This is a genomic window from Streptomyces liliiviolaceus (assembly GCF_018070025.1).
Lineage (GTDB): Bacteria > Actinomycetota > Actinomycetes > Streptomycetales > Streptomycetaceae > Streptomyces > Streptomyces liliiviolaceus.
In genome coordinates this window covers 3473482-3500258 of sequence record NZ_JAGPYQ010000001.1, presented here as the reverse complement: position 1 = coordinate 3500258, position 26777 = coordinate 3473482, and the positions used below count along the sequence as shown (strand labels likewise).

The following is a 26777-nucleotide window of genomic DNA, read 5'->3' as shown; positions in this document are numbered from 1 at the left end:
GGCCGGTCGTGGGCCGACGGGCCTGTCTTGGGCCGGTCGTGGGCCGGTGGCCGCCGGACGCGCCCCCCGTTCTGGACGGGGACGGATCCGGCGGCCACCCGGTGTCACTTGCTGAAGTCCGGGACCAGCTTGGCGATCGCGGTCTCCGCGTTGCTCAGGCCCTTGTCGAGGGACTCCTTGCCACCGGCGATCTTCGGCAGCTCGGTGTCGAGCGGACCCCACAGGGAGCTGTACTCGGGCAGCGCCGGGCGCGGCTGGGCGGCGGCGAGCACACCCTGGTAGCCGGCGATCCCCGGGTCGGACTTGACCTCGGTGGTGTAGGCGTCCTCGCGGGTCGGCAGCGTGGAGTTCTTGAGGGCGATGGTCTCCTGGGACTTCGCCGACGTCATGAACTTCAGGAACGTGAGCGACGCCTCCTGGTGGGCCTTGTCCGAGCCCGCGTACACGGAGAGGTTGTGGCCGCCGGTCGGGGCGCCCGCCTTGCCGCCGGAGCCGGCCGGGACGGTGGCGATACCGAGGTTGCCCTTGTCCTTGAAGGCCGAGCCCTTGTAGAAGTTCGTGATCTCCCACGGGCCCTGGATGATCGAGGCGACCTTGCCGTTGACGAAGGCGTCCTGGATGTGGGCGTACGCGTCGGCGGTGGTGTCCGCCTTGTGCAGGCCCTTTCCGCTGAACAGGCCCTGCCAGGTCTTGTAGCCCTTGACCGCCTCGGGCGACTTCACGGTGATCTTCTTGGCGTCGGCGTCGACCGTGTCGGTGCCCTCGCCGTGCAGGAACGACTGCGCGTAGTAGGCCTGGGTGGAGCCCCAGTAGCCGTCGACGCCCGTCTTGTCCTTGACCGTGCCGGCGTCCGTCTTGAGGTCGGCCCAGGTGGTGGGCGCCGCGTCGATGCCGGCCTTCGCGAAGAGGTCCTTGTTGTAGACCAGCGCGAGGGTGTCGGTGACCAGCGGCACACCGTACGTCTTGCCCTCGTACTTGGCCTGCTCGATCAGGCTGGCCTGGAACTTGTCCTGCTCCGCGAGGGCCTCGGTGCCGTCGAGCGGCAGGAAGAAGCCCTTCTTGGCGAACGCGGGGGTCCAGCCGACCTCGGAACGCAGGATGTCCGGGGCGCCCTTGGAACCGGCGGCGGTGTCGAACTTGTTCTGCGCCTGGTCGAAGGGCACGTTGACGTACTTGACCTTGATGTCCGGGTTGGCCTTCTCGAATTCCTTCACGAGGGCCTTGTACGTCGGTGCCTCGTTGGTGGCGTTGGACGTGTCCCACCACGTGAGGGTGACCGGGCCGTCCGCCTTGCCACTGTCGTCGCTGTCTCCGCCGCAGGCCGTCGCCGTGAGGGCGAGGGACGCCACCAGTGCGGTGGCCGCTATGCCACGCCGCATGAGTTCTCCTTGAGGGTGAAAGCCCGTGTGCTTGAGGGAGCGGCCCCGTCCGCCGTCCCTGCCGACTCGCCGACCGCACCGTTGCCGCCGTCGGGCGACGTGAACGTAACAGCGATGTAAGCGGCGCGAAAGACCTTGCAGCAAAAAAGTGCAAGACCCGCCGACAGTTACCCCGCCGTGACCTCTTCGGAACCGTCCCGATCTGCCGCGATGCCTTGCCACAGGGGCATTCGTGGGGTGCGGGCCCGCCGTGCAAGACTCTGCAAGCTCTTGCCATACTCGTCGGTCACGAGGATCATCGGCGCTCGGCGCCTTGCAGGAAGCACCCCGACCGCACGGGCGCACGCGGCGGACGACGACCACCCCGCCACGACACTGCCGACCAGAATCACGAGGGAACGCGATGACGCAGCAGCCCGGAGCGGGCCGTCCAAGTGCCCGTGCACGGCGTTCGTTCAGTGGGCAACGCGATCCCCGGCCGGTACAGTCCAATCCCGTGACCACACGGCTTGCCGACATCGCAGCGCAGGCGGGGGTGAGCGAAGCGACCGTCAGCCGGGTCCTGAACGGGAAGCCGGGCGTCGCCGCCACCACCCGCCAGTCCGTACTGGCCGCGCTCGACGTGCTCGGCTACGAGCGGCCCGTACGGCTGCGCCAGCGCAGCGAGGGGCTCGTCGGGCTGATAACCCCGGAGCTGGAGAACCCGATATTCCCGGCCCTGGCCCAGGTCATCGGCCAGGCGCTGACCCGGCAGGGCTACACGCCGGTCCTCGCGACCCAGACCCCCGGCGGCTCCACCGAGGACGAACTGACCGAGATGCTGGTCGACCGGGGGGTCGCCGGCATCATCTTCGTCTCCGGACTGCACGCGGACACCTCCGCGGACATGCAGCGCTACGAGCAACTGCGCGGGCGGGGCGTGCCGTTCGTCCTCATCGACGGTTTCTCGCCAAAGGTGCAGGCACCTTTCATCTCCCCGGACGACCGGGCGGCGATGGCCCTCGCGGTCACCCACCTCGTCTCGCTCGGCCACACCCGGATCGGCCTCGCGCTGGGCCCCAAGCGGTTCGTGCCGGTGCAGCGCAAGATCGAGGGCTTCGTCCGCACGATGCAGGACCTGCTGGGGCTGGCCACGGCCGACATCGAGGAGCGCCTGGTCCAGCACTCGCTGTACACGCTGGAGGGCGGCCAGGCCGCCACGGCGGCGCTCATCGACCGCGACTGCACGGCGATCGTCTGCGCGAGCGACATGATGGCGCTGGGTGCCATACGCACGGCCCGGCAGCGCGGGCTGGAAGTCCCGGACGACATCTCCGTCGTCGGCTTCGACGACTCCCCGCTGATCGCGTTCACCGACCCGCCCCTGACCACGGTCCGCAAGCCGGTCCCGGCGATGGGCCAGGCCGCGGTGCGTACGCTGCTGGAGGAGATCGGCGGGACGCCGGCACCCCACAGCGAGTTCGTGTTCATGCCCGAGCTGGTGGTGCGGGGCTCGACGGCCTCGTCCCCCGGGGACCGCAACCGCTCGTAGGAACACCAGCTCAGAGGTACCGCCCAGGGGTATTACGTAGGGGTGCGGGCCGGGCGTGGTCGTGCGCGGGAAGTAGTGGTCCACCTACTTCAGGTGTAGAACGTGCGGCCAGAACCCACCCAAGGGATGATCGGTCGAGAAAGGCTCATCTGGCAGACTCTGTCCCTATGGGTGAGAGCACCGTGACGACACTGGAAGGCCAGGAGCAGGCCCCTCCACAGCCCGTCGCGGACGAGGCGCACGGCAGCGCGGGACACCGTCTCCTGCGAAGGCTGCGTACGCCCCGCCGCCCCCGGCTCTGGTTCGAGATCCTGCTCATCGGCGTGAGCTACTGGACGTACTCGCTGATCCGCAACGCGGTTCCGGAGCAGCGGAGTCAGGCGCTGGAGAACGCCGACTGGCTCTGGAGAGTGGAGCACCATCTCGGCATCGCCGTCGAGGAATCGGTCAACCACGCCGTGAACTCGGTGACATGGCTGATCGTCGGCATGAACTACTACTACGCGACGCTGCACTTCGTGGTGACCATCGGCGTCCTGGTGTGGCTCTACCGCAGCCACCCGGGCCGGTACGCGGCCACGCGCACGGTCGTCTTCGCCACCACGGGCGTGGCCCTGATCGGCTACTACCTGTATCCGCTGGCCCCGCCGCGCCTGATGACCGGCAACGACTTCATCGACACGGTCGTGGTCCACCAGACCTGGGGCTCGATGGCCTCGGGCGACCTGAAGAGCATGTCGAACCAGTACGCCGCGATGCCGTCCATGCACATCGGCTGGTCCCTGTGGTGCGGCCTCACGATCTTCGCCCTGGCCTCGGTCCCCTGGGTCCGCGTCCTCGGCCTGCTGTACCCGGTGGCGACCCTGGTGGTCATCGTCGCCACGGCCAACCACTTCTGGCTGGACGCGGTGGGCGGCATGGCGTGCCTGGCGTTCGGCTACACGGTGGCGAGGCTCTGGTACGGGGCGCTGCCGTACGCGCTCCCGCAACAGGTCCAGCAAAAGGTCCCGCCCAAGCCCTGAGCGACCAGCGCGGCCCCGCAGGTGCTGGGGGGGGTGGCCTTTCCTCGCCCCCGCCGCCCCTACCCGTTCCCGTCCACGCATGGGGGCTGCGCCCCCTCGCCCCCCTTTGTCCTCAAACGCCGGACGGGCTGAAAGATACGCGGACGGGCTGGAAGATTCGCGGGCGTGCTGAAGATCTCCGGCCGTCCGCGACATCTCAGCCCGTCCGGCGTTTGAGGACCGGGGGTTCGGGGGCAGCGCCCCCGAGTCAGTGACGGGAAGGGTAGGGGCGGCGGGGGCGAGAAAAAGCCCGTGGGCGTGGCTACGCCCCGTAGAACAGCTCGTCCACCACCGCCCGCGCCCGCCGCGTGGTACGCCGGTAGTCGTCGAGCATGTCGCCCACATGCCCGGGCCCGTACCCCAGGTACCGCCCCACGGCCGCCAGCTCCCGCCCGTCGGACGGAAACGTGTCCCCCGCCCGCCCCCGCACCAACATCACCGCGTTCCGCACCCGAGTCGCCAACACCCACGCCTCGTCCAGGATCGCCGCGTCCTCGCCGGAGATCAGCTCGGCCGCACACGCCGCGGCGAGCGCTTCCCGCGTGCGCGTGGTCCGCAGCCCCGGCTCCACCCACCCGTGCCGCAACTGCAGCAACTGCACGGTCCACTCCACGTCGGACAGCCCGCCCCGGCCGAGCTTGGTGTGCAGTGTGGGGTCGGCGCCGCGGGGCATCCGCTCGGTCTCCATGCGGGCCTTGAGCCGCCGGATCTCCCGTACGGCGTCCTCCCCGAGCCCTTCCGCCGGGTACCGCAGCGGATCGGCGAGGTCGAGGAACCGGCGCCCCAACTCCTCGTCCCCCGCGACGACTTCGGCCCGCAGCAGGGCCTGCGACTCCCACACCAGCGACCAGCGCCGGTAGTAGGCCTCGTACGACTTCAGTGTCCGTACGAGCGGCCCCGACTTGCCCTCGGGGCGCAGGTCGGCGTCGATGAGCAGCGGCGGGTCGGCGCTGGGGATCTGGAGCAGTCTGCGCATCTCGGAGACGACGGCGCCGGCGGCCCGTGAGGCCTCCTCGTCGCCGACGCCCTCCCGGGGCTCGTGCACGAAGAGGACGTCGGCGTCGGACCCGTAGCCCAGTTCGTGGCCGCCGAAGCGGCCCATGCCGATGACGGTGAAGCGGGTGGGCAGGGTCTCGCCCCAGCCGTCGCGCACCACGGCCCGCAGGGTGCCGGCGAGGGTCGCCGCCGTGAGGTCGGAGATGGCGCCTCCGACGAGGTCGACGAGCGCGCCCTGGTCGGCGTTGGCGGGCGTCTCCTCGGTGCCGTAGGAGCTGACGATGTCGATGGCGGCCGTACGGAAGAGTTCCCGCCGCCGTACGCCGCGTGCCGCGGTGACCGCGGCCTCTCCCTTGCCGGCCCGGCCCACCGCGGAGAGGATCTCCTGCTCCAGGTGGGCGCGGGTGCGGGACACGAGGCCGCCGCCGGACCCGTTGCCGAGCAGGGCCACGGCCTCGGGCGCCCGCATCAGCAGGTCGGGGGCGAGTCGTCCGGCGGACAGCACGCGGGCGAGGTTCTCTGCGGCGGCGCCCTCGTCCCGCAACAGCCGCAGATACCAGGGGGTCTTGCCGAGCGCGTCCGAGACCTTGCGGAAGTTGAGCAGTCCCGCGTCGGGGTCGGCGGAGTCGGCGAACCAGCCCAACAGGACGGGCAGCAGCGTGCGTTGGATGGCTGCCTTGCGGGTGACGCCGGAGGCCAGCGCCTCCAGGTGGCGCAGCGCGGCGGCCGGGTCCGCGTAGCCGAGGGCGACCAGTCGCTCCCGCGCCGCTCCCGCGCTCAACCTGCTCTCGCCGGGCGCGAGTTGGGCGACGGCGTCGAGCAGCGGCCGGTAGAACAGCTTCTCGTGCAGCCGCCGCACCACACCGGCGTGCCGCTTCCACTCCCGGTTGAGTTCCTTGACCGGGTCGGTCCGCAGGCCGAGCGACCGTCCGATGCGCCGCAGATCGGCGTCGTCCTCGGGCACCAGGTGCGTACGCCGCAGCCGGAAGAGCTGTATGCGGTGTTCCATGGACCGCAGGAACCGGTACGCCTCGTCGAACTGCACGGCGTCGACGCGTCCCACGTACCCGCCCGCCGCCAGTGCCTTCAGGGCGTCCAGCGTGGTCCCGCTGCGCAGTGACGTGTCCACCCGCCCGTGCACCAACTGCAGGAGCTGTACGGCGAATTCGACGTCCCGCAGTCCGCCGGGGCCGAGCTTCAGCTCCCGCTCTATCTCGGCGGGCGGGATGTTCTCGACGACGCGCCGCCGCATCTTCTGCACGTCGGCGACGAAGTTGTCCCGCTCGGCGACCTGCCAGACGAGGGGGGCCAGCGTGGAGACGTACTCCTCTCCCAGTGTGAGGTCCCCCGCGACGGCCCGCGCCTTCAACAGGGCCTGGAACTCCCAGGTCTTGGCCCAGCGGTGGTAGTAGGCGAGGTGGCTGCTGAGTGTGCGCACGAGCGGGCCGTTGCGGCCCTCGGGGCGCAGATTGGCGTCGACGGGCCAGATGGAACCCTCGACGGTGGTCTCCGAGCAGATCCGCATCAGATGGGCCGCGAGCCGGGTGGCGGCCCGCATCGCCTTGTCCTCGTCGGCCGCGTCGGTCCCCTCGGCGGGCTCCCCGACGAAGATGACGTCGACGTCCGACACGTAGTTCAGCTCGTGGCCGCCGCACTTGCCCATCGCGATCACGGCCAGCCGGCACATCCCGGCGTCCTCGGGCGCGTCGGTCTGGGCGAGGGCGAGCGCGGCGCGCAGGGTGGCGGTCGCGAGGTCGGCCAGCTCGGCCGCCGCCTGCGTGACGTCGGTGGTCCCGCACACGTCACGGGCGGCGATGGACAGCAGGCAGCGCCGGTAGGCGACCCGCAGCGACACGGGGTCGGTCGCCTCGGCGAGCCCGCGCTCGAACTCCGCGACGCCGGGATGCAGGTCCTGCGGCTCGTACGTGACGAGGGCCTGCCAGTCGAGCGGGTGGCGCGCGAGATGGTCACCGAGGGCGTCGGAGGCGCCGAGGACCCCCAGCAGCCGGTCGCGCAGCGGTTTGGCCGCGATCAGCGTGTCGAGCAGTTCACGCCGCCCCGCGTCGCTGTCCTGCGCCTCGACGATCCGGACGAGCCCGAGCAGCGCCAGATCGGGGTCTGCGGTGGCGCCGAGCGCGTCGAGCAGCACCGGGTCGTTGGTCACGGCCGCGAGCTGCGGGCTGTCGAGCAGCCGCTCGGCGCCCGACGGATCGGTGAAACCGTGCCGCAGCAGCCGAGAGAAGGTACTGCTCCTGCGTCCCGGCACCGTCATCCCGGCCTCCGTCGTCCCCCGCGATGTCACCCAGCGCGACGCCACCCACCGGATGCCGCCCACGCGATCAAGGTCGTACGGCTTGAGCCTAACCGCAGAGCCGCGGGGAAGCGCCTGGACGCGGACGGCGGTTTCACCGGCGGGCCGCACGTGACGCCGCTGCCCGAGGCTTCCACCACGGTGCCGGGAATGCCTTTGTCTTCTCGGTGGCGCCCGGGACCGTTTTCGGCTTCGGTAAGGGGGAGCCGTTCGGCCGGACGCGCCGGCGGTTCGCCTGACGTACGACAAAGGAGTCGTTCATGGACATGGCCCTTGAAGTGATCATGCTGCCCGTCACCGACATCGACCGGGCGAAGGCCTTCTACGAGGACAAGGTGGGCTTCCACGTCGACATCGACACGGAGGTGATGCCGGGCGCGCGGGTGGTCCAGCTGACGCCGCCCGGTTCCGGCTGTTCGATCGCGCTCGCCAAGGGCGTGCCGATCCCGTCGGGCACCCCGCAGCCGGGCACGTACCACGGCATGCAGCTGGTCGTCGCGGACGCGAAAGCCGCGTACGAGGAGCTGACCGCGCGGGGCCTGGAACTCAGCGAGCCCGTCGCGTACGCCCCTCAGGACGGCGGCACGTTCATGCACTTCACCGACCCGGACGGCAACGGCTGGGCGATCCAGGAGTACCGCGAGCGCGCGGCGAAGCCGCTGCATCGCCTGCTGGCGGACCAGGCGGAACAGCAGTAGCCCCCGGCCCGGGCGCCTGGACCGGCCGGCGTCAGCCGCTGACCGCGTACGCCAGGAAGCTGGTCCAGGCGCTGGGGGTGACGACGAGTTGAGGACCCGCCTGCGCCTTGGAGTCACGTACGTGGATGAGATCCGGGCAGACGGCCATCTCGACGCAGTCGCCATCACCACTGCTGCTGTAACTGCTCTTGAACCAGGCCAGTTCGGTCGTCTTCATAGCGCTCCTCGCATCTGCCGCAACAGGCTCACAGAGTCATCGAGGGAGAGAGCCTGTGAGCGCATCCTGGCATACCGCATCTGGAGGACGCTGATTTCCTTCGATTCGGAAACGAACAGGCCCCCGCGCTGACCCTCGTTGTAGGCAAACCAACGGTTCTCCGAAGTCTCCAACAGCTGCATCGGCCCCGCGAGACCGGCATGTGCCCCTTGGGCAAGGGGCATCACCTGGACCTCGACGTTGCGCTGCTCGGCAAGCTCCAGTACATGGTCCACAACCCCCTGGGAAACTTCGGCCTCCCCTGTCCTCCGGAGGAACAAATGCTCCTCCAGGATGAAGCTGAACGCCGTGTTCGGCCGCTCCCGCAGCAGCCGTTGGCGTTCAGCCCGTGCCGCCCACTGGGCCTCGATCTGGTCGTCGCCCAGCGGAGGCAGCTGGTTCACGAACAGCGTGCGCGCATACGCCTCGGTCTGCAACAGCCCCGGGATCAGGCGGCATTCGTACGTGTAGAGGCTCACCGCCGTCTCCTCCAGGCGGGCCCACTGGCGGAACCAGCTGGCCAGCCCCGGTTGCCGCGACAGATGCCGCGCGGCACCCCGCAACGCCCCGAACGCGTCGAGCACTTCCTCCGCGCGCTCGACGAACTCCGGCGGCGGAAACCGGCGGCCCTGCTCGATGGAGGCCACGGTCGGCGCCGAGTACCGCACTCTGGGCGCGAACTCCTCCTGCGTGAGGCGGGCCCGTTTCCGGAAGGCCTTGACCACCTCGCCGAACGTCTTGAGGCTGTCGGACACCTCCGGCTCGCCGCCACCACAGCCAAGGGGGGCGCCCGCCCCACCCGTACCGTCCGCCATGCCAGGCCCTCCGTTCACCCGCGCCCATCGACCCGTCCACACCGTCAACACCGCCAACCCACCCATGGTCACGGAGGGTTACACATACTGTCCACACGGTGAGCCCGTACGCTGAGCCCGCGTACGGGTCGGTCGATCGCTCAATTCGCCTGGCGGCGGGCCCGCTTGACCTCGCGGTCGACGGCCCACGCGTCGGCGACCGGCCCGAGGTGGCCGAGCTTGTCGGGATTGATCACCGAGCGGATGGTGTGGACGCGCCCGTCGAGCACCTCAAGGGCCAGGATGTGGAGCACCTTGCCGTCGCGGTCGCGGAAGACCGCGCCGGGGCGGCCGTTGACCTCGTGGGGCTCGAAGGTCACGTCGACGCGGGCCATGTGGGGGAAAACGGAGGCGAGCAGCCGGGCCACGCTCTCGGCGCCGGTGACGGCCCGGGCCAGTTGCGGGGCCTTGCCGCCGCCGTCCCCGACCATCGACACGTCGGCGGCGAGCAGATCCCGCAGACCGTCGACATCGCCTTCGCGCAGGGCGTCGAAGAAGCGGGTCGCGAGCTCCTCCCGCTCCTGACGGTCCGCTTCGAACCGTGGCTGTCCGGCCCGCATGTGCCGCCGGGCCCGTACCTGGAGCTGCCGGCAGGCCGCTTCCGACCGCCCGACCGCCGCGGCGACCTCGTCGAAGCCGAAGCCGAACACCTCGCGCAGCACGAACACGGACCGCTCCAGCGGACTGAGCCGTTCCAGGAGGAGCAGCGCGGCCATCGACACCGAGTCGGCCAGCTCCGCCGAGCGGGCCGGGTCCTGGTAGGGGTCGGTGAGCAGCGGCTCGGGGAACCACGGCCCGACGTACTCCTCGCGCCGCACCCGCGCGGAGCGCAGCACGTCGATCGAGACACGGGTCACCGTGGCGGACAGGAAGGCTTTGACCGACGTGGGCCGGGTCGCGGAGCCGTCGAAGCGCAGCCAGGTCTCCTGGACCGCGTCCTCGGCCTCGCTCACGCTGCCCAGCATGCGGTAGGCGATCGAGAACAGCAGGGGCCGCAGTTCCTCGAACTCCTCGACCTTGCTCACGCCGACTCCCCTTCGTCGTTCGTACGGTTCAGTGGAACTGGCCGACCTTGTAGTCACCGGCGGGCTGCCGAGTGATGATGTTCAGCCGGTTCACCGTGTTCATGAAGGACACCAGGATCACCAGGGCGGTGAGCTGCTCCTCGTCGTAGTGCTCGGCGGCACGCGCCCAGACCTCGTCGCTGACCCCGTCGGCCGCGTCCGCGACCCGGGTCCCCTGCTCGGCCAGTTCCAGCGCGGCCCGCTCGGCCTCGGTGAAGACGGTGGCCTCCCGCCAGGCCGCCACGAGACCGAGCCGCACGGCGCTCTCCCCGGCGGCGGCGGCTTCCTTGGTGTGCATGTCGAGGCAGACGGCGCACCCGTTGACCTGACTGACCCGCAGGGCCACCAACTCCTGCGTCACGACCGGCAAGGGCGACTCCTTGAGCGCCTTGCCCGCCGACATGAAGTACTTGAGGGCCTTCCCGGCCATCGGGCTGGCGAAATAGTTCAGTCGAGCGTCCATCACGCACTCCTCGGTGCTCGTCGGGGCCTACACCCCTGAGACGAGACAGCCCGACCCCCTGTGACACGCACACGTGTGACCCGCGTCTCCCGGAAAACCAGTCGGGGCCGACGGTCCACGACCGTCGACCCCAAGTGGTCCACACGATTCAAACAGCCGGCCGCTCCCGCGACCCGCCCGCGACGCCTACAGCACCGGCAGGTTCTTCCGCAGTTCGAAGGCCGTCACCTCGGAGCGGTACTCCTCCCACTCCTGGCGCTTGTTGCGCAGGAAGTGGCGTCGACCCTTAGTGACCTCACACAATCGACGTCAGCGCAGCATTGAACTGCGATCGAACGGCCGTCATTGGGTGTTGTTGGTCGTCGTGGGCCACCCTTCGACGGCCCACAGACGGCCCGGCCGCAGCGTCGTCACACTCCTCATCAGAGGCGCAAATGAGAAGCTCCGGCGATAAGGACCTTCTGGGCCAGGTACTTGACCAACTCAATGTCTGGACCAAGATCCTCCGCCTCCTTCGTAAAGGGCAACAAGAGATCCGCAGCACCACCGCCATCATCTTTGGTATGCACGATCCGGCACCGAATATCGTACACGCGATTCGCGACTGCCGTTAGGAAGTCATTCCTCGTATCCGCGAGATTCAGATGGGTCACATCTTTAATTTTCTGCTTCCCTGAAAAATGCTCATGGAGAATGTCGTCACTAGCTATGAAATCCCGAAGGTGCCCTTCAGTCACGCAACCCGCTATTGTCGATCGAAGTTGATCCCGTTCACTCCCGAACGCTTTTCCGGTTCCCGCCGTCAAGCCGATTATTCGCACCAAATTACTATCATCATCAGCTCTGAAACGCGGGTCCAGGAGTTCATTGCGCAGCCTTGCGAGGGTGTCTCGATGACTGAAGCTAGGGAAGAAGTATTCGAGCACTTGATAGTAGGCCAAATACTCCAAGAGCGGTATCCCACTCGATCGCCCATACCGGTAGAGACTCAGCGGCTTTTCTGGATATTGATTCTGGGGATTCCTCGGAAGCTGCTGATTTTTTTCGCGCTGCACCCTACCCTTCCGCCGTGCCAGCTCAGACGCGAAGGAGGGAATAATGGATGCCGCTACACCATACTGCAAGTCAAGTTCGAAGAAGATGGCGCCCGAGATACGCTTCAAGAGATCTAGCGCATCATCGTGTCGCGTCACCTGCATGCCGGATATACGCAAAGTCGGAAAGCGCCCCAACCCGCCCGGAAGAGGGGGTCTATCCCTGGCAGTCAGCCTTCTACGCTTGCGATCAGATACGGCACTGAAATTTCGAGATGCAGACCCGATTTGAACTCTCAGGTCAGGGCGATCCGGCGTTGGTGAAAAATCTAGAACCCACGCATCATTGATTTGGATTCGCGAGCCAAACCTCGACTCCTCATCGACATCGTCTTCCAGCCCCGGAAGCTCTGGCTGAGGGGGCTCAATTTTCCGAACTCCCGGAAGATCAAAGAAGGCTTGATATGAAATATCAGAGCGGATTGCCGCCTCTACAGTCTGCGAGGAATTGAAGAGCACGGCATCAAAGTCCCCCAAGTAGGTGAAGACAGGAAAATCAGCCAGAAGAAGGTCTTTTGCGTCCGCAGGGGTGACTATCTGCCACCTCTTCTCTCTCCCATTCGGGAATCCGACACGAAATCGGAGCCCGAGTGACTCGTGCCAAATCCAAGAGCACTCAATGCGCCTCTCTTGACACAGCTTCTCCAATTCACGCCGCGGCTCCCCATCACCAAGCTCAACTTTTTTCCGCTCAAGAAATTCCGACGACTCAATTTCCATTACACGCCCCTCCGCCAGCAGATCTGAGAGGCAGGTTATCAGCGCTCGAACGACATCACCTGCCACATATGGAAACAAGTGGACAGTCGCACGTACGCACTTTTAGGTCGTCGGCACAGCCGTCAAACCGCCTCCCTCTTCAAGTCGTGATGGTGGGGGACCCGGACACTATGTCCGGGTCCCCCCACCACGAACCACTCACCCTTGTTCCTGCAGAGCTAAGCATGGCCAACTACCTACCCGGTCTTGGGCTCTGTACGGTGAAACCGGCCCCCACTACCAGCAGGAGGCAGCACGCAATGCGTGGTCTCGGAGATCACCTCAGCATCGGCGAGCGGATCGCGTTCTACCGCAAGCGGCGCGGCTATACGCAAGAGGTTCTGGCTGGGCTGGTCGGCTACAGCACTGACTGGCTGGCGAAGATCGAAACGGGCCGCCGTAAGCCGCCCCGCATCGACATGCTCGCTGAACTGTCGCGCATCCTGCGGGTCCCCCTCGGGGATCTACTAGGTCAGACCGTACTCATGGAGGACGAGAGGCAACACGACGACGTTCCGGCCGTGCGCGACGCGCTCATGAGCCCGCGCCGTCTGTCTCGTTTGCTCTTCGGTCCTGAGGCTGAGATGCAGCTCCCGACTCCCGTCCCCACTGCCGTACGTGTCGAGCACGCGTGGAACGACTACCAGGGTGGGCGGCTCGGCAGCGTCATCGCCGCGCTGCCCACACTCCTCCAGACCGCACAGGAGCTGGAGGAGCGAGCGGCACGGCGCGGCGAGGACCGTAGCGACTGCTGGGCCGTTTCGGCTCGTACTCACCACCTCGCAGCGACAACGCTTGCGAAGATCGGCGAATCGGACATCTCATGGCTCGCTGCCGAGCGCGCGATGCGTGCCGCGGACGAGTCGGACGACCCGCTCGTACTGGCATCGGCCGCCCGTTCCGGCACACACGCCCTCCTGGCAAACGGCCGGTATGACGACGCGCTGGAGCTGGGCAATACGGCCGCTGCATGGCTGTCGTCTCGGGTGGCCGGCAACGACCCTGCGGCGCTGAGCCTGCTGGGGATGATCCACCTGCGCGCCGCCGTGGCAGCGGCACGTCATCAGGACCGGCCGACCGCAACGAGCCTGTTGGATCGTGCCGAGGAACTCGCGGATGACCTCGGATCGGATGAGAACTACTGGCAGACCGGTTTTGGGCCTACGAACGTACTGCTTCACCGGCTGTCCGTTGAGCTGGATCTCGACAACGTGTCGTACGTGGTGGAACACGGCCGGATCAACGTCGACCACATGCCGCAGGAGCGGAGCGTGTCGCACCGAATCGACTTCGCGCGCGCCCTGTCACTCAGCGGGCAGGGGGACGACGCATTCGCGGAACTCCGAACCGCTGAGCGCTCAGCACCGCAGCTCGTACGCAACAATCCCAGGGTGCGTGAGACGCTGCGGGACCTGGTCAAGCAGTCTCCGGTTACAGGCGGCTCACGTTCGTCCGAAGTGTTCATGATGGCTCAACGGTGCAGGGCGGTGCAGTGAGCGCAGGCAAGCGCGGGGTGCTGGGAGTCGTCGGTTCGGCGGCCGGAGGTGTGGAGGCGCTGCGCACCGGCCTGGTCGAGCCTGCGATGGACCGTGGGTGGCAGGTGGCTGTCACGCTGACGCCGACCGCGGGGCAGTGGCTACGACTGAGCGGCGAGGTCGAGCGGCTGGAGAAGCTGACCGGACTTCCCGTTCGCGATGAGCCGCGGTTGCCCGGCGAGGCCCGACCGCACCCGCCGGTTGACTGCTACGTGGTCGCCCCCGCATCCGCCAATATGGTTGCCAAGCTGGCGACGGGCCTGATGGACAACCAGGCATTGACGCAGGTGGGCGAGGCTATCGGCACTCTCGGTTTGCCCGTTGTCGTCTTTCCACGGGTGAACGCGGCGCACGCTCGCCACCCTGCGTGGCAGCGTCACATCGATGCCCTTCGAGCCGGGAGTGTGCACGTTGTCCAAGGCTCGGACGTGTGGCCGCTGTACGAACCGCGGGAAGCGCCGGCGGGGCGCACGCTCCCATGGTCGGCCGTGCTCGACACGGTCGATGAGGTTACTCGGTGACGAGCCGTCAACTCGCCTGATCTGCATGGAAAGAGGACCCGGACAGACTGTCCGGGTCCTCTGCCGTTCCTGGCCACATGCTCATTGGCATGTCAGGGATCAATGAGCGAAGCGGCGAGCTGGAAGGCATGACTCCTGCTGAACTCGCTTTGATCAAAGCGAGTTTGAGCGAGGCGCGCGTCAAGGTCGAACGACTGCTGAGGCGCGCGGATGAACTCACGGCGATGGTGGAGTCTCGCTGCCCACGAGCCGCTCAAGCCGCTCCAGACGTTCCCCGAGCGAGTGGAGAGCGTCATGAATCGTGCTGAGCTCAGCCGCCAAAGCACTGAATGCGGGGCTACTGCCCGGCTCGGTGCCGAGGGGTACAGAAGGATCGCGGACGAACGTTCCACGGCCCTGCTGAGTGAGAACCAGTCCCTCATCACGGAGCTGGCCAAACGCGCTCTGAACAGTCATGAGCTGCACGCCAAGTTCCTTGGCGAGCTTGCGAGCGACTGGGAGCTGGTCCCCCGGCTCGTACTCGCGATCGGGGCCCGTGATCTTGTCACGGAACTCCCCCGCAATCTCCTTGGCCGTGGGCGTCTGCTTGGGCGCTTCGGGGCTCTGGTCCATGGCTTCGAGAGTAGCCGGACCTAGGTCAATCTCTGATCCTTCTCCGCACCCCCTTGACAGTCAGATTGACCTAGGTCAATCTGAAGTCACAACAGCACGCCGAGCCCGATAGGGCTTCGACCGGCTGTGTTCGTAAGTGCTTGACCTGCAAGACCGCAGCACCAAAGGGCCCCGGAAGGGGTCATGAGGCCCCGTTTCGGCGGGGGCGAGGGACCCGGACCCCTTGGCAGTCCGGAGGGCTTACAGACCGAAAGGTCACGTCTCCGTACGCCTTCGCCGGGAGCCCGTGTTCCCGAAGGAGACACCAGTACCACCTCACCTCGCCTTCGCACCTAGCGCGAAGGCCGGCTGCCTGATCCGCATCTCTCGCAGGTGCGGTGAGGGGGAGCCGGACGGCCGTCTCTCGCCAAAGACCGCGGCTGTCCCGGTGCTTCGTACGTCCCTTCGACTTCCTGGAGTTCACCGTGACCGAACGCACGATTCCCGTGGACGTCCTCGGCCCGATCGCCCTGAATCTGACCATGAACGCGGGCGCCATCCGCGTCGTGGTCGACCCGGAGCTGAAGCAGGCATACATGGTGCTGAAGACCGACGCCGCCTCCGGCCCGTCGGCGGACGCGATCCGCGACACCGACGTCAGTCTCCGGGGGCAGAACCTCATGGTCCGCGTCCCGGACGTGGCCGGCGGCATGAGTGGCAGCACCACGATCAGCATGGGTGGCAGCACCATGACGTTCTCCGGCGGCAGCGGCGTACACGTCATCACCGGCAACGTGCACGTCACCGGTCACGGTGGCGGCAAGGTCTTCGTCAACGGCCGCGAGGTCACCGCCACCGGCCCGGCCGGCGACGCGGCGACGCCGATCAGCGCGATCGTCCACCTGCCCGCGCGGTCGGTAGCCGCGATCAGCACGCATTCCACGAACACCCTCGTCACGGGCGCACTGGCACGCCTGGAGTACGACGGCACCTCCGGCATGCTGACCGCCGAGCAGGTCGGCGACCTGGAAGCCAGGGTCACCAGCGGCAGCGTCATCGTCGGCGAGGTGAGCGGTCCGCTGGACATCAATCTCACCTCCGGCAACGTCACCGTCGGCGCCTACAGCGGCCATCACGCCCGCTTGAACCTCACCTCCGGCAACGTCCGCATGGCCGCGACACCGCAGGCCACCGGCCGTCTCGCCGTGAACGCCACTTCAGGGAGCGCGCGCATCACTGGCGCCTCGCACCTGGACATCCGCCGCCGAGTGACCAGCGGCTCCGTCCAGATCAGCTAGCCCCCGCGCCCCGCACCCCTTCCTCTCTTCCCGGGCGGTCGCCTCTCGCCAAAGACCGCGACCGCCCCGGCATCCCTTCGACGTCAGGACTTCCTCCATGCGTACCTATATCGGCCGCCAACAGGCGATCTCTGCCGAAGACTTCGCGGAACTCGCGCTTGGCACCCCCGTTGAACTGTGGCTCGGGGTCGAGGGCGAGACGGATGAAGAGCGCGCGGCCCGCGAGGACGCGGCGCGCGACATCCTCGCCGACAACCCGGACCTGCCCGACGACCTGATCCGCATCGCGGCGCAGGTCGTCGAGGACAACCCGGACCTGTTCGACGTCACCCCGCTGACCCGCACCGCCCGGCGCCGCCGCGTGGCCCGCAAGGGGGTAGCGGCATGAGCGCTACAGTCCCCGCCCCTGAGACGGCCACGTCCGGGGTGCCGCCGCTGACCCGTCCTGAGTTGGGGCTCGCCGGTGTCGGAGCGCTGGCCGCAGCCGGTGTCGGCGCGCTCGGTCTGATCTCTTCCTTCGCCGCTGTCTCCGAGGCCGCGGCGCGGTGGGGGTTCACTTCGCCGTGGATGCTGCCGGTCGGTATCGACGTGGCCATCCCGGTGTTCACCGTCGCCAACCTCCTGTTGATCCGGATGGACATGGCGCTCGCGTGGGTGCGGTTCGTGCCCTGGATCCTCACCCTGATCACCTGCGGGCTGAACGTCGCTGCCGGCCATGAGGTGTGGGCGAAGGTCGCGCACGGCACGATGCCGCTGTTGTGGGTGGTGTTCTCCGAGATCGGCGCGCACATCTACGCCGTGCGGATCGGCGCCGCCACCGGCCGCCGCATGGAGAAGATCCGGTTCTCCCGCTGGCTGCTCGCCTTCCCGTCCACGTTCGCGCTGTGGCGCCGGATGACGCTGTGGGAGATCACCTCCTACAGCGAGGCACTGGCGCGGGAGAAGGAGCGGCAGTTGGCCCGCGCGGACCTGCGCGAAACCTACGGCCGCTCGTGGCGGACCAAGACCCCGCGGCGTGAGCGCGTGATGCTCCGCATGGGCACTATGGCCCCCGGCAGCGAGCAGGACATCCCCGCCCCGCCCCCGGCGGGGAAGCGGCCGGCGCCCCCGGCCGCGTCCAAGCAGCGCCCGCCCCGGCAGACCAGGGTGAAGGCAAAGGGCACCCCTCAGCGCACCTTTGAGGAGCTGCTGAGCGAGGCTCGCACGCTCACCGCGTCGTGGACGGATGCGGAGCTGAACGCGGAAGCCGTCCGAACTGCGGTGCACTGCTCGGCTGCCAACGCCCGCAAGCTCCGGGACGCGATGAAGACCGAGCGTGCCGACGGCCGCCCGCTGCACGCCGTGAACCCGGAGGGCGAGACACCGACGGCTGTGGCCGCCTGATGTCCGCGGTCTGGGGGAAGTGCAACGACCCGACCGGCGCACTGCACGGGATTCCCACCTACCCATGGCGTCTGGCGCCGGAGGGTCTGGCGACCCGCCGCCAACTCCGGGCGAAGGGCTTACGGCCCGGCGGACAGCCGATCGCGGCACAGGTGATGCGCGGCAACCGACGCGCCGGCGGTGTCCGCGTCGCGTACCTCTACCACGTCGACCGGGCCAAGCCGGTCCGGCCGATGACCTCCCGCAAGTGGGGCGCGCTCGCGCTGGCGATGCTCGCCCGCCGCACCTGCCCCCGCTGCCGGATCGATGTCGGCTACTGCATCCCCACCTCGTACGGCATCTGCGGACTGTGCATCGCCCTCGAAGAACAGCGCACCTGACGACGAAGTGTCCACCCGTAGAAGGGCTACAGGTTGTAGCCCTTACCGCTCAACGCAGCGCTCAGCATCAGTTCACGGGCCCGGCCGCCCACCTCCTACAGCGACGGCCGGGCCCGCTCTCCCTCACACCCGGAAGTGGAAGGAACCTCAGTGAAGCACCCCGACGACGACAACGAACTGTTCAACCGACTGGAAGCCGAGATGGCCGACCCGACCGCCCCGACCGGGGGCGAGGTGGTCGACCTCGACAAGGCCCGATCCGCCCGCAGCGAGTCGGCCGACTCGACCGCCCGACCCGACGCCGACCCGTCGGCCGACTCGACACCGGACCGGTCGGGTGCCGAGTCGGCCGACCCGACCGCCCGCATCATGGTCGACCAGCCGACCGTGAAGGCGGCCGGTCCGGGCTACCTCGGTCGGCTGCTCGCCGCACGGCGCCGCCCGGTCGTCCCCATCTGGCTCAAGTCGCTCGCGGAACTGAAGACCGCCACCGCGTGGGTGGCCCGGCACTACGCCCACTCGCTCGGCTACCACGCGCTCCGCTCCCCGGTCTACGCCGCCCGCCTCGCCTTCCAGGCGCCGACCGGTACCGCGCGGTTCATCGGCGGCACGATGCGGTGGGTGGCAGACCGCGAGGGTGAACCGGTGAGGCTCGCCGCGGTACGGCGCGAGGACGCGGCCGAGTACCTGAAGCTGTCCCGGCAGCGCGACGGACGGGTCCGACTGCGGACCCTCGTGACCGTGCTGGCGATGTTCATCGGACTCGGCTCCGCACTCGCCCTCTACGTCCTCGCCCCCGACTGGCTTCAGGCCGTGTCGGTCGGCGCCGTGACGATGGCGCTCGGGGCCGCGGGACGCAAGGCGGATGCACCGGTCATCCACAAGGCTGTGGAACTGCCCAAGGCGGTCAAGCTCACCAGTGACATCGTGCTGCGCGCGCTGGGAGCGCTCGGCATTCCCGCCATCAACCAGGCGCAGGGCAAGGGGCGGGACGGGTTCGAGTTCACCGCCCCGATCACCCGCGACGGCCCCGGATGGCGTGCGGAGGGGAACCTCCCCTACGGCGTGACGGTCACCGACGTCATCGAGCGGCGCGACCGCCTCGCGTCCGGCCTGCGCCGCCCTCTCGGGTGCGTGTGGCCGGAGGCGGTCCCGGATGAGCACACCGGGCACCTCGTGCTGTGGGTCGGGGACCAGGATCTGAACAAGTCGAAGAAGCCTGCCTGGCCGCTGGCCAAGGCCGGTACGGTCGACCTGTTCAAGCCGGTCGCCTACGGCACCGACCAGCGCGGACGCTGGGTCGAGATCACCCTCATGTACATCGCGGGCGTCATCGGTGCCATCCCGCGCATGGGTAAAACCTTCCTGCTCAGGCTGCTCATGCTCATCGCCGCGTTGGACCCGCGGGCGGAGCTGCACACCTACGACATGAAGGGCACCGGCGACCTTGACCCGGTCGGCAACGCCGTCTCCCACCGGCACGCGGCCGGTGACGACGACGAAGCCATCGCCTACGCGCTCGCCGACTGGCGGGCCCTGCGCGAGGAACTGCGCCGCCGCACGAAGGTGATCCGGTCGCTTCCGCGGGACATCTGCCCCGAGAACAAGGTGACCAGCGCGCTGGCGGACAAGCGGTCGTTGGGTCTGCACCCGATCGTGATCGCGGTGGACGAATGCCAGGTGCTGTTCGAGCACGGGGAGCACGGCAAGGAGTTCGAGGAGATCGCAACTGACCTGGTCAAGCGCGGTCCCGCGACCGGCATCGTGTTCCTCGCGGCCACCCAGCGCCCGGATGCCAAGTCCCTGCCCACCGGTATCAGCGCGAACGCGTCGGCGCGGTGGTGCCTGAAGGTCATGGGCCAGACCGAGAACGACATGGTGCTCGGCACCTCCGCCTACAAGCGCGGGGTCCGCGCGACGATGTTCGCGTGGGGTGACAAGGGCATTCACTACTTCATCGGTGAAGGCTCGGACGCGAGGATCGTCGGCTCCGTCTACGTCGACGGACCCGGCGCCGACGTCATCGCGGCCCGCGCCCGCAAGGTCCGCGAGAAGGCCGGACTCCTGTCCGGCCACGCGCTCGGGGAAGCACCCGAGACGGTCACCGGTCCCGCCTACGACCTGCTCGCCGACATCCTCGCCGTGGTCCCCGCCAAGGAGCCCAAGGCGTGGTCCGAGACGGTCGTTGCCCGGCTCGCCGACCTGCGCCCCGAGGTCTACGACGGATGGGACCCCGACGCGCTGAACGCGGCCCTGAAGCCGCACGGCGTCGCCACCATCCAGGTGGGCCGCCGCGTGGACGGCAAGGTCGTCAACCGGCGCGGCATCGAGCGTGCCCACATCCTCGCCGCGATTGCGGAGCGTGACGGAAAGCGGGACGCGGGCTGACCCTCTGGGGTCGCTAACGCTAGCGGCACACCCCGCTAACGTTAGCGACCCCGCTAGCGCCCCAAACCTGCTCTGATCAGGCCGCTAGCGGATAGCGGCCCACCTGCGGAAACCCTGGAAACCCGCCTGGAAGGGCCCGTGATGACCCCTGCCCTGCTCGCTATCACCCTGATTCTCGGCGTCACTCTCTGTTATATCGCGGTGTGTGCTGGCTCGCCGTTCGGCAACTGCCGCAAGTGCCGCGGCATGGGCCACGCGCTGAAGACCGACCGCAAGGGACGGCCCAAGCGCGGCAAGGACTGCCGCCGCTGCCACGCGACCGGCAAGCGCATCCGAGTGGGCCGCTGGCTCTACAACCGGTGGGCCCGCATCTACCGCGCCGGCACCGACACCCCGCGCCCGGAAGGCTCCCGATGATCCTCAACATTTCCGCCGTGCTGCTGTTCGGCGCCGCGTCCGCCCTCGCCGTCAAGACCAAGTCCGCCGGAGGGGGCGCGGCCATCGTGCTGTTCCTCTTCGGGTTCTTCGCCGCTGGGACCGGTGCGTACGAGCCCATCCGCAACCTCGTGCAGGCGTCCGCCGACGCCCTGTCCGCTCTCGGCAACTGACGGGAGGCACCCATGACCATCAAACTTTCGCGCGCCGTTCTCACGCTGTTGCAGACCATCGCTGACCAAGACGACGGCCACGGAATCCTGTTCCACCACGCGCCTTGTGGCCGCTGGCGCCTTGATGGCACGCAGTACACGGTCAACGACCGCACCTTTCACCCGCTGGCCGCCCTCGGGCTCGTCGACATCGGCAACGGCCACACCGATCCCGTGAAGGCGACCGCCGCGGGCCGCGCCTACCTCGCTGGGGGTACAAAGTGAACGATCCCACCACGCCCTACGACCGGCAGCATCCGGCCGTGCGTGACGCGGCGGCCCTGGAAGTCCACCACCCGATGCCCCTCGCCCCGATTCAGCACGCCGCGCCGCTCGTACCGGTACAGCCGAGCAGCATCCCGGCGGTGACGAGCGTCGTCCTACCGGACGGTCGCGTCGTCACCGGCTACTCCATCGAGCCCGCCAAGCCCGAACCCCTCGCGGCCAAGCCGGCCGTCTCGCGCACGGCGGTGAACATCGCCCTCGGAGGGATCGGGTTCGGCGCGGTGTGCGGCGGCCTCTTCCTGCTGACCGCGTTCATCACCGCACTGACCGCCCTGATCACCCAGCTCGTCATCCTCGCCGCCGTGATCTTCGGCGGTTGGGTGGCGGTGCAGGTGTTCAGCGCGAGCGGCCACAACGGCGGCAACACCTTCCACATCCGCAAGGCCGTGATCAAGCGCAATCACTTCCACGGCTAGACGTGGCTGGGGCGGTCGCCTCTCGCCAAAGACCGCGACCGCCCCGGTTCTCCGTCCCTTCGACAGAAACAGGAGAACTCCAGCATGACCCAACTCACCCCCATCCGGCGAGCCCTCGCCGCACCCCTCGCGGACATGCCGCTGATCGTCGTTCTGTGCGGATCCACCGAGTTCATGGATGAGTTCACCGAGACCAATCTCAGGCAGACCGCCATGGGCCGGATCGTCCTCTCAGTCGGCTGCAACATGAAACAACCGCATCTCCTGTGGGCCGACCCCACCGACGCCGACCTGTTGAAAGACCGGCTTGACCGGCTCCACAAGGCGAAGATCCGGCTTGCCGATCAGGTCATCGTCGTCGGAACCCGTATCGGCACGTCCACCCGCTCCGAGATCGCCTATGCCCGCGCGCTGGGCAAGCTGGTCGCCTACCTTCACCCGGAGGTTGCGGCATGAGCGAGCACCTCCTGAACGCGGCCATGAGCGCCACAGAGCGAGGCTGGTACGTCTTCCCGCTCCGGGTCGGCAGTAAGCGGCCGGCCCTGCACGGCGAAACGTCGTGCCCAGGCACCGGCCCTTGCGCGAGCGGCCATGCCAAGTGGGAGCAGCGGGCCACGACGGACCCGGACCGTATCCGTGTGGCCTGGTCACATGGGCCGTTCAACGTCGGTATCGCCACCGGTCCGTCACGGCTGGTCGTCGTCGATCTGGACGTGCCCAAGGACAAGAGCCAAGACAAGGGCGATGCGGGCACGCCTGACGGCGTGACGACCTTTGAGGCGCTCTGCGAGCACACCGGCCACGCCGTCCCCCACACCTACCGGACCCGGACCGCGAGCGGCGGACAGCACCTGTACTTCACCGCACCGGACGGCGTGCGGCTGACCAACACGGCAGGCAGCATCGCTCCGTTGGTCGACACCCGAGCGTGCGGTGGATATGTCGTCGCCGCGGGCAGCACCACCCCCTCCGGACCGTACGAAGCCATAGGCGGCTCTGTGGCGGCCCCGGTGCCCGCGTGGCTGCTGAGCATCCTTCAACCCGCCCCCAAGCCAGTACAGGCTCCTACAGGGGTCGTAGCGGGGCAATCACGCCGATACGCGGACGTAGCACTCGACTGTGAGGTGCGGAACGTGGCCACCGCCGCCGACGGCACCCGCAACGCCACCCTCCTACGAGCCGCACGGGCTCTGGGACGGTTCGTCGCGTCCGGCGACCTCGCCCGATCTGTGGTTGAGCAGGCTCTTAGGGGAGCGGCGGGGGCCAACGCCACACAGCCACAGCGCTACTACGACGACGTGATCCGCCGCGCGCTGGACTGGTCGATCACCCACAACTCCCCGCGGGGCAGGGCCGCATGACCAACCCTCTCCCCTCTAAGAGCCTCACCCGGCACCCCACCGGTCCGCAGGCCGCCGCACCTGCCGGACCCCGGACGGCCGTAGGCGACTCGAAGGGCGTCGCCGAAGGCGTCCCCACTGCTGTTCTCCCTGACCGACAGACCGCAGACGGCCGCTACCCGGTCGCGTGGCTGACCATCTGCGCCCCGTACGGCGCCACCCCCACCGCGTCCTCGCGGTGCGCGTGTGGGTGGGAGCGGCGGGCGTTCGGCCGGCGGCGCGTCCTGGCCCTGATCATCGAGCACACCGACCACCGCGACGCATGCCCGCTTCGCACCCCCCGGGAAGGGAGGGCCGCCGCATGATGAAGCAGCCTGCCACCGAGACCGAGGAACTTCCCGCGCCGTCCCACCCCATGGCCGTCGCCCGTCGTCTGCTGCCCGACTGGGAGACCGAGGACGAACAGCTCATCTACCGGCGCTGGCGCGCGTCCTGGATGCGCTGGAACGGCACCTGCTGGCGCGAGTTCGACGAAGCGCAGGTGCGCGCAGCGATGTACGAGCGTCTTGAGCACGCTCTCTACCGGGTGCCCGTCAAGGACGGGCAGACCGAGGAACGCGACTGGGCACCGACCAAGCAGAAGATCAGCAACCTGCTGGACGCGCTCGGCTCGATCACGCTCCTGCCCACCGACCTGGACGCCCCCGCATGGCTCGACAACCAGGGCGCCGGCGAGCAGGAGGAAAGCCCGATCGTGGCGTGTGAGAACGGACTGCTGAGGATTCGTGACCGCGCGCTCCTGCCGCACAGTCCCGGATTCTTCAACCTCGTCTCCGTCCCCTTCACCTACGACCCCACCGCCGCCGCACCAACGTGGGAACGCTTCCTGGCGCAGTTGTGGCCCGACGACCCCGACGCCGTCCACGCTGTTCAGGAGTGGTTCGGCTACGTCCTGTCCGGCCGCACCGACCAGCAGAAGATCCTCCTCATGGTCGGCCCCACACGATCCGGCAAAGGCACCATCGCCCGCGTCCTCAAAGAACTGGTCGGCAAGGAGAACTTGGCCGGGCCCACCCTCGCCGGACTCGGCACGAACTTCGGTCTGTCCACCCTCGTGGGCAAGCCGCTCGCCGTCATCTCGGACGCCCGGCTGGACGGCAACAGCAACAACAGCCAGGTCGTTGAACGACTCCTGACGATCTCTGGTGAAGACACGATCGACGTGGACCGCAAGTACCGCGCCGTGTGGACCGGCAAGCTGCCCACCCGGCTGATGATCCTGTCCAACGAGCTGCCGCACTTCGGCGACTCCTCAGGCGTCATCGCCAAACGGTTCGTGCTGCTCAACATGACCGTGTCGTGGCTGGGCAAGGAAGATCCCACCCTCATGGACAAGCTCACCACGGAGATGCCCGGCATCCTCAACTGGGCTCTGGAAGGCCTCGCCCGGCTCCAGCAGACGGGCCGGATCACGGAACCGAAGTCCAGCCGTGAAGCGGTCACCACCATGCAAGACACCGCCTCACCCACCAGCGCGTTCGTCCGTGAACGCTGCGCGACCGGCCCGACATGCAGCGTCCCCGTGGACGCGCTGTGGACGGTCTGGCGCGAGTGGGCCGAGGACAACGGCGTCCGCGCCGGCACCAAGCAGGTCTTCGGCCGCAACCTGCTCTCCGTGGTTCCCCAGCTCAACCGCACCCGCCCCCGCGACGCCTACGGGCAACAGGTCGCCACCTACAGCGGAATCACCCTCAACCAGCGCGAACCACATTCGCCTGAGTCGTGACTCATCGCGACTCAAGACCCCGCCAACCTGCTCTGAGTCGCGATGAGTCACGACTCAGAGCAATGTGATTCCACCTTGTGGAGGACGCAGTGAGCGCATCCGCCCCCGTCCGTGCCGACCCCTTCGCCACCCTCCGGCGCGGCCTTCCAGACCAGTACCTGACCCCCGATGACATCGCCGTGATGTTCAAAGTGCCCAAAGAGACCGTCTACCAGTGGCACAAGAAGCGCACCGGACCACCCGGATTCCGCATCGGGAAACACCTGCGCTACGACCCCGCCGACGTCCACGACTACGTCACTGATCGCAAGACCGACGACCAGGCCGCCGCCTGATCCCGCAACTACCGCAGACAGCAGGGAGAGCCGCCACCCGGCGGCTCTCCCTGCTGCATGTCGAGAGGACCGCCGCCACATGGCAGGCCACATCCAAGACCGCTGGTACAAGACCAACACCAACGCCCAGGGCAAGACCACCCGCGTCAAAAGCGACCGCCACGGCACCGGCCTGCGCTACCGGGCCCGCTACATCGGCCCCGACGGCACCGAGAAGTCCAAGAGCTACCCCGACGGACAGAAGCGGCTCGCCGAGAAGTGGCTCACGAAGACGGAAGCCGACATGGACAGCGGCACCTACGTGGACCCTGCCGCCGGCCGAACGACGTTCGGGCAGTACGCCGAGAAGTGGCTGAGCACCCAGACCACCGACCTGACAACCCGTGAAACGGTCACCTCTTCCGTTCGCGGTCACGCGATTCCCTATATCGGCACGCGCCCTCTCGGTTCCTTCAAGCCGGAGCACATCCGGGACTGGCTGAGCGAGTTGGAGCGGGCCATACCCGCGTCGTCGTACCGACGGGTGATCTACAACAGCGTGTCGACGATCCTCAACGCGGCCGTCGATGACGGTCACCTATTGAAGAACCCGTGCCGCGCACAGTCCGTACGCCCTCCTGCGCCGGGAACCGGCCGTGTGGTGCCGTGGGCGGCTGAACGCGTCTTCGGCGTCCGGGAGGCTCTGCCCGAGCGCTTCCGTGCGGCGGTCGACCTCGGGGCAGGATGCGGGTTGCGGCAAGGGGAGATCTTCGGACTACCCGTGGACGAAATCGACTTTGACTCCGGGTGGCTGCACGTCGTGAACCAGGTCAAGGTGACGACCGGGGGACTCGTGTTCGGTCCGCCGAAGCGCAACAAGCTTCGTGACGTTCCTCTGTCCGACCGCGTGGCGGACATCCTCAAAAGCCATATGAAGGCGTTCCCGCCGGTCTCAATCACCCTGCCGTGGCTCCGGCAGGACGGCCGCCCGGTGACACGGCAATTGCTGTTCACCCGCCTTGATGGTGCAGGCGCGGTTCGCCGAACCGACTTCAACGATCGCGCCTGGAAGCCCGCTCTCGTAGCGGCCGGCGTGCTGCCGGAGCCGGAGGCGGGTGAGCGACACCAAGCGGCCCGCGAACACGGCATGCACGCCCTGAGGCACTTCTACGCGTCGGTTTTGCTGAACGCCGGGGAGAACATCAAGGCGCTGAGCCGCTATCTCGGGCACAACGACCCGGGGTTCACGCTCCGGGTCTACACCCACCTCATGCCGAACAGCGACGCGCGCGCTCGCATGGCCGTGGACAGCCTGTACGCGGGGCCCGATCCAGCACCGGACGGCCCACAGACGGCCCAGGGGCAGTAAGACAGGGTTGGGCCGACGGTACGCGACCGTCGGCCCACTCGTCTGACCGGCGAGAAAA

Annotated in this window: 28 protein-coding genes and 2 pseudogenes; 21 read left to right on the top strand and 9 right to left on the bottom strand. The window is 68.2% G+C overall.

Annotation, left to right across the window (positions count from 1 at the left end; all coding sequences use genetic code 11):
* Nucleotides 1-104: 104 nt before the first annotated feature.
* The gene (locus J8N05_RS15295) at nucleotides 105-1379 is read right to left on the bottom strand and encodes an extracellular solute-binding protein (RefSeq protein ID WP_210883270.1); all 1275 of its coding nucleotides are present in this window, start codon (nucleotides 1377-1379) and stop codon (nucleotides 105-107) included.
* 496 nt (nucleotides 1380-1875) lie between these two features.
* On the opposite strand from J8N05_RS15295, the gene J8N05_RS15290 reads away from it, so the two are divergent.
* On the top strand, nucleotides 1876-2910 hold the full coding sequence (locus tag J8N05_RS15290) for a LacI family DNA-binding transcriptional regulator (protein WP_282108149.1): 1035 nt from the start codon (nucleotides 1876-1878) through the stop codon (nucleotides 2908-2910).
* Nucleotides 2911-3077: 167 nt separating this feature from the next.
* Nucleotides 3078-3932: a phosphatase PAP2 family protein gene (locus J8N05_RS15285; RefSeq protein WP_210883268.1), complete on the top strand. Its 855-nt coding sequence runs from the start codon at nucleotides 3078-3080 to the stop codon at nucleotides 3930-3932.
* Nucleotides 3933-4233: 301 nt separating this feature from the next.
* Here the strand turns inward: J8N05_RS15285 and J8N05_RS15280 are convergent, their stop codons facing one another.
* Nucleotides 4234-7239 (bottom strand): bifunctional [glutamine synthetase] adenylyltransferase/[glutamine synthetase]-adenylyl-L-tyrosine phosphorylase, encoded by a 3006-nt coding sequence (locus J8N05_RS15280; RefSeq protein ID WP_210883266.1) that lies wholly within the window; start codon nucleotides 7237-7239, stop codon nucleotides 4234-4236.
* 170 nt (nucleotides 7240-7409) lie between these two features.
* Between J8N05_RS15280 and J8N05_RS47315 the strand changes: the two are divergent.
* A pseudogene (locus J8N05_RS47315) lies at nucleotides 7410-7517 on the top strand (pyridoxamine 5'-phosphate oxidase family protein); the annotation flags it as partial.
* A 21-nt stretch (nucleotides 7518-7538) separates the two neighbouring features.
* Nucleotides 7539-7976, top strand: coding sequence for a VOC family protein (locus tag J8N05_RS15275; RefSeq protein ID WP_210883264.1), 438 nt, complete (start codon nucleotides 7539-7541; stop codon nucleotides 7974-7976).
* Nucleotides 7977-8007: 31 nt separating this feature from the next.
* Here the strand turns inward: J8N05_RS15275 and J8N05_RS15270 are convergent, their stop codons facing one another.
* The 6 genes and pseudogenes from J8N05_RS15270 to J8N05_RS15245 all read right to left on the bottom strand — a co-directional run bounded on the left by J8N05_RS15270 (nucleotide 8008) and on the right by J8N05_RS15245 (nucleotide 12427).
* Nucleotides 8008-8193: a DUF397 domain-containing protein gene (locus tag J8N05_RS15270; RefSeq protein WP_210883262.1), complete on the bottom strand. Its 186-nt coding sequence runs from the start codon at nucleotides 8191-8193 to the stop codon at nucleotides 8008-8010.
* Nucleotides 8190-9047: a helix-turn-helix domain-containing protein gene (locus J8N05_RS15265; RefSeq protein WP_210883261.1), complete on the bottom strand. Its 858-nt coding sequence runs from the start codon at nucleotides 9045-9047 to the stop codon at nucleotides 8190-8192. Before J8N05_RS15265 ends, J8N05_RS15270 begins: the two co-directional genes overlap by 4 nt.
* Before the next feature lie 140 nt (nucleotides 9048-9187).
* Nucleotides 9188-10111, bottom strand: coding sequence for an RNA polymerase sigma-70 factor (locus J8N05_RS15260; RefSeq protein WP_210883258.1), 924 nt, complete (start codon nucleotides 10109-10111; stop codon nucleotides 9188-9190).
* A gap of 28 nt (nucleotides 10112-10139) precedes the next feature.
* Nucleotides 10140-10613, bottom strand: coding sequence for a carboxymuconolactone decarboxylase family protein (locus tag J8N05_RS15255; protein WP_210883256.1), 474 nt, complete (start codon nucleotides 10611-10613; stop codon nucleotides 10140-10142).
* A 186-nt stretch (nucleotides 10614-10799) separates the two neighbouring features.
* Nucleotides 10800-10886: pseudogene (locus J8N05_RS15250) on the bottom strand (glutamine synthetase); the annotation flags it as partial.
* 149 nt (nucleotides 10887-11035) lie between these two features.
* Nucleotides 11036-12427: a hypothetical protein gene (locus tag J8N05_RS15245; protein WP_210883253.1), complete on the bottom strand. Its 1392-nt coding sequence runs from the start codon at nucleotides 12425-12427 to the stop codon at nucleotides 11036-11038.
* Between the two features lie 299 nt (nucleotides 12428-12726).
* On the opposite strand from J8N05_RS15245, the gene J8N05_RS15240 reads away from it, so the two are divergent.
* Together J8N05_RS15240 and J8N05_RS15235 are read left to right on the top strand one after the other, a co-directional pair.
* Nucleotides 12727-13962 (top strand): helix-turn-helix domain-containing protein, encoded by a 1236-nt coding sequence (locus J8N05_RS15240; RefSeq protein ID WP_210883252.1) that lies wholly within the window; start codon nucleotides 12727-12729, stop codon nucleotides 13960-13962.
* Nucleotides 13959-14522, top strand: coding sequence for a flavoprotein (locus tag J8N05_RS15235; RefSeq protein ID WP_247706289.1), 564 nt, complete (start codon nucleotides 13959-13961; stop codon nucleotides 14520-14522). Before J8N05_RS15240 ends, J8N05_RS15235 begins: the two co-directional genes overlap by 4 nt.
* A gap of 216 nt (nucleotides 14523-14738) precedes the next feature.
* On the opposite strand, the gene J8N05_RS15230 is transcribed toward J8N05_RS15235, so the two are convergent.
* The gene (locus J8N05_RS15230; protein WP_210883250.1) at nucleotides 14739-15134 is read right to left on the bottom strand and encodes a winged helix-turn-helix domain-containing protein; all 396 of its coding nucleotides are present in this window, start codon (nucleotides 15132-15134) and stop codon (nucleotides 14739-14741) included.
* A gap of 464 nt (nucleotides 15135-15598) precedes the next feature.
* Between J8N05_RS15230 and J8N05_RS15225 the strand changes: the two genes are divergently transcribed.
* The 15 genes from J8N05_RS15225 (at nucleotide 15599) to J8N05_RS15155 (ending at nucleotide 26719) form a co-directional block, all read left to right on the top strand.
* Complete coding sequence (locus tag J8N05_RS15225; RefSeq protein WP_210883249.1) at nucleotides 15599-16411, top strand: DUF4097 family beta strand repeat-containing protein; 813 nt, start codon at nucleotides 15599-15601, stop codon at nucleotides 16409-16411.
* A gap of 97 nt (nucleotides 16412-16508) precedes the next feature.
* Nucleotides 16509-16799 carry a hypothetical protein gene (locus J8N05_RS15220; protein WP_210883247.1) on the top strand — a complete coding sequence of 97 codons (291 nt, stop codon included), beginning with the start codon at nucleotides 16509-16511 and terminating at the stop codon, nucleotides 16797-16799.
* Nucleotides 16796-17794 carry a DUF2637 domain-containing protein gene (locus J8N05_RS15215; RefSeq protein ID WP_210883245.1) on the top strand — a complete coding sequence of 333 codons (999 nt, stop codon included), beginning with the start codon at nucleotides 16796-16798 and terminating at the stop codon, nucleotides 17792-17794. The genes J8N05_RS15220 and J8N05_RS15215 overlap by 4 nt, the downstream gene beginning before the upstream one ends.
* On the top strand, nucleotides 17794-18174 hold the full coding sequence (locus J8N05_RS15210) for an RRQRL motif-containing zinc-binding protein (RefSeq protein ID WP_210883243.1): 381 nt from the start codon (nucleotides 17794-17796) through the stop codon (nucleotides 18172-18174). Before J8N05_RS15215 ends, J8N05_RS15210 begins: the two co-directional genes overlap by 1 nt.
* A 150-nt stretch (nucleotides 18175-18324) precedes the next feature.
* Nucleotides 18325-20562 (top strand): cell division protein FtsK, encoded by a 2238-nt coding sequence (locus J8N05_RS15205; RefSeq protein WP_210883242.1) that lies wholly within the window; start codon nucleotides 18325-18327, stop codon nucleotides 20560-20562.
* Nucleotides 20563-20703: 141 nt separating this feature from the next.
* Nucleotides 20704-20979, top strand: coding sequence for a hypothetical protein (locus J8N05_RS15200; protein WP_210883241.1), 276 nt, complete (start codon nucleotides 20704-20706; stop codon nucleotides 20977-20979).
* On the top strand, nucleotides 20976-21170 hold the full coding sequence (locus tag J8N05_RS15195) for a hypothetical protein (protein WP_210883240.1): 195 nt from the start codon (nucleotides 20976-20978) through the stop codon (nucleotides 21168-21170). Before J8N05_RS15200 ends, J8N05_RS15195 begins: the two co-directional genes overlap by 4 nt.
* Before the next feature lie 12 nt (nucleotides 21171-21182).
* Nucleotides 21183-21434, top strand: a complete 252-nt coding sequence (locus J8N05_RS15190; RefSeq protein ID WP_210883239.1) for a hypothetical protein — start codon at nucleotides 21183-21185, stop codon at nucleotides 21432-21434.
* Nucleotides 21431-21910, top strand: coding sequence for a hypothetical protein (locus tag J8N05_RS15185; protein ID WP_210883238.1), 480 nt, complete (start codon nucleotides 21431-21433; stop codon nucleotides 21908-21910). The genes J8N05_RS15190 and J8N05_RS15185 overlap by 4 nt, the downstream gene beginning before the upstream one ends.
* 84 nt (nucleotides 21911-21994) lie before the next feature.
* Complete coding sequence (locus J8N05_RS15180; protein ID WP_210883236.1) at nucleotides 21995-22366, top strand: hypothetical protein; 372 nt, start codon at nucleotides 21995-21997, stop codon at nucleotides 22364-22366.
* A complete protein-coding gene (locus tag J8N05_RS15175) occupies nucleotides 22363-23271 on the top strand; it encodes a bifunctional DNA primase/polymerase (protein ID WP_210883234.1) in 909 nt (302 codons plus the stop codon). The genes J8N05_RS15180 and J8N05_RS15175 overlap by 4 nt, the downstream gene beginning before the upstream one ends.
* Nucleotides 23268-23615, top strand: a complete 348-nt coding sequence (locus J8N05_RS15170) for a hypothetical protein (RefSeq protein ID WP_210883233.1) — start codon at nucleotides 23268-23270, stop codon at nucleotides 23613-23615. Before J8N05_RS15175 ends, J8N05_RS15170 begins: the two co-directional genes overlap by 4 nt.
* Entirely contained in the window at nucleotides 23612-25036 is a 1425-nt protein-coding gene (locus J8N05_RS15165) for a DNA primase family protein (protein WP_247706288.1), read from the top strand. The genes J8N05_RS15170 and J8N05_RS15165 overlap by 4 nt, the downstream gene beginning before the upstream one ends.
* A gap of 89 nt (nucleotides 25037-25125) precedes the next feature.
* Nucleotides 25126-25371, top strand: coding sequence for a helix-turn-helix domain-containing protein (locus tag J8N05_RS15160; RefSeq protein WP_210883232.1), 246 nt, complete (start codon nucleotides 25126-25128; stop codon nucleotides 25369-25371).
* Nucleotides 25372-25450: 79 nt separating this feature from the next.
* Nucleotides 25451-26719 (top strand): tyrosine-type recombinase/integrase, encoded by a 1269-nt coding sequence (locus J8N05_RS15155; RefSeq protein ID WP_210883231.1) that lies wholly within the window; start codon nucleotides 25451-25453, stop codon nucleotides 26717-26719.
* The last annotated feature ends 58 nt before the right edge of the window (nucleotides 26720-26777 follow it).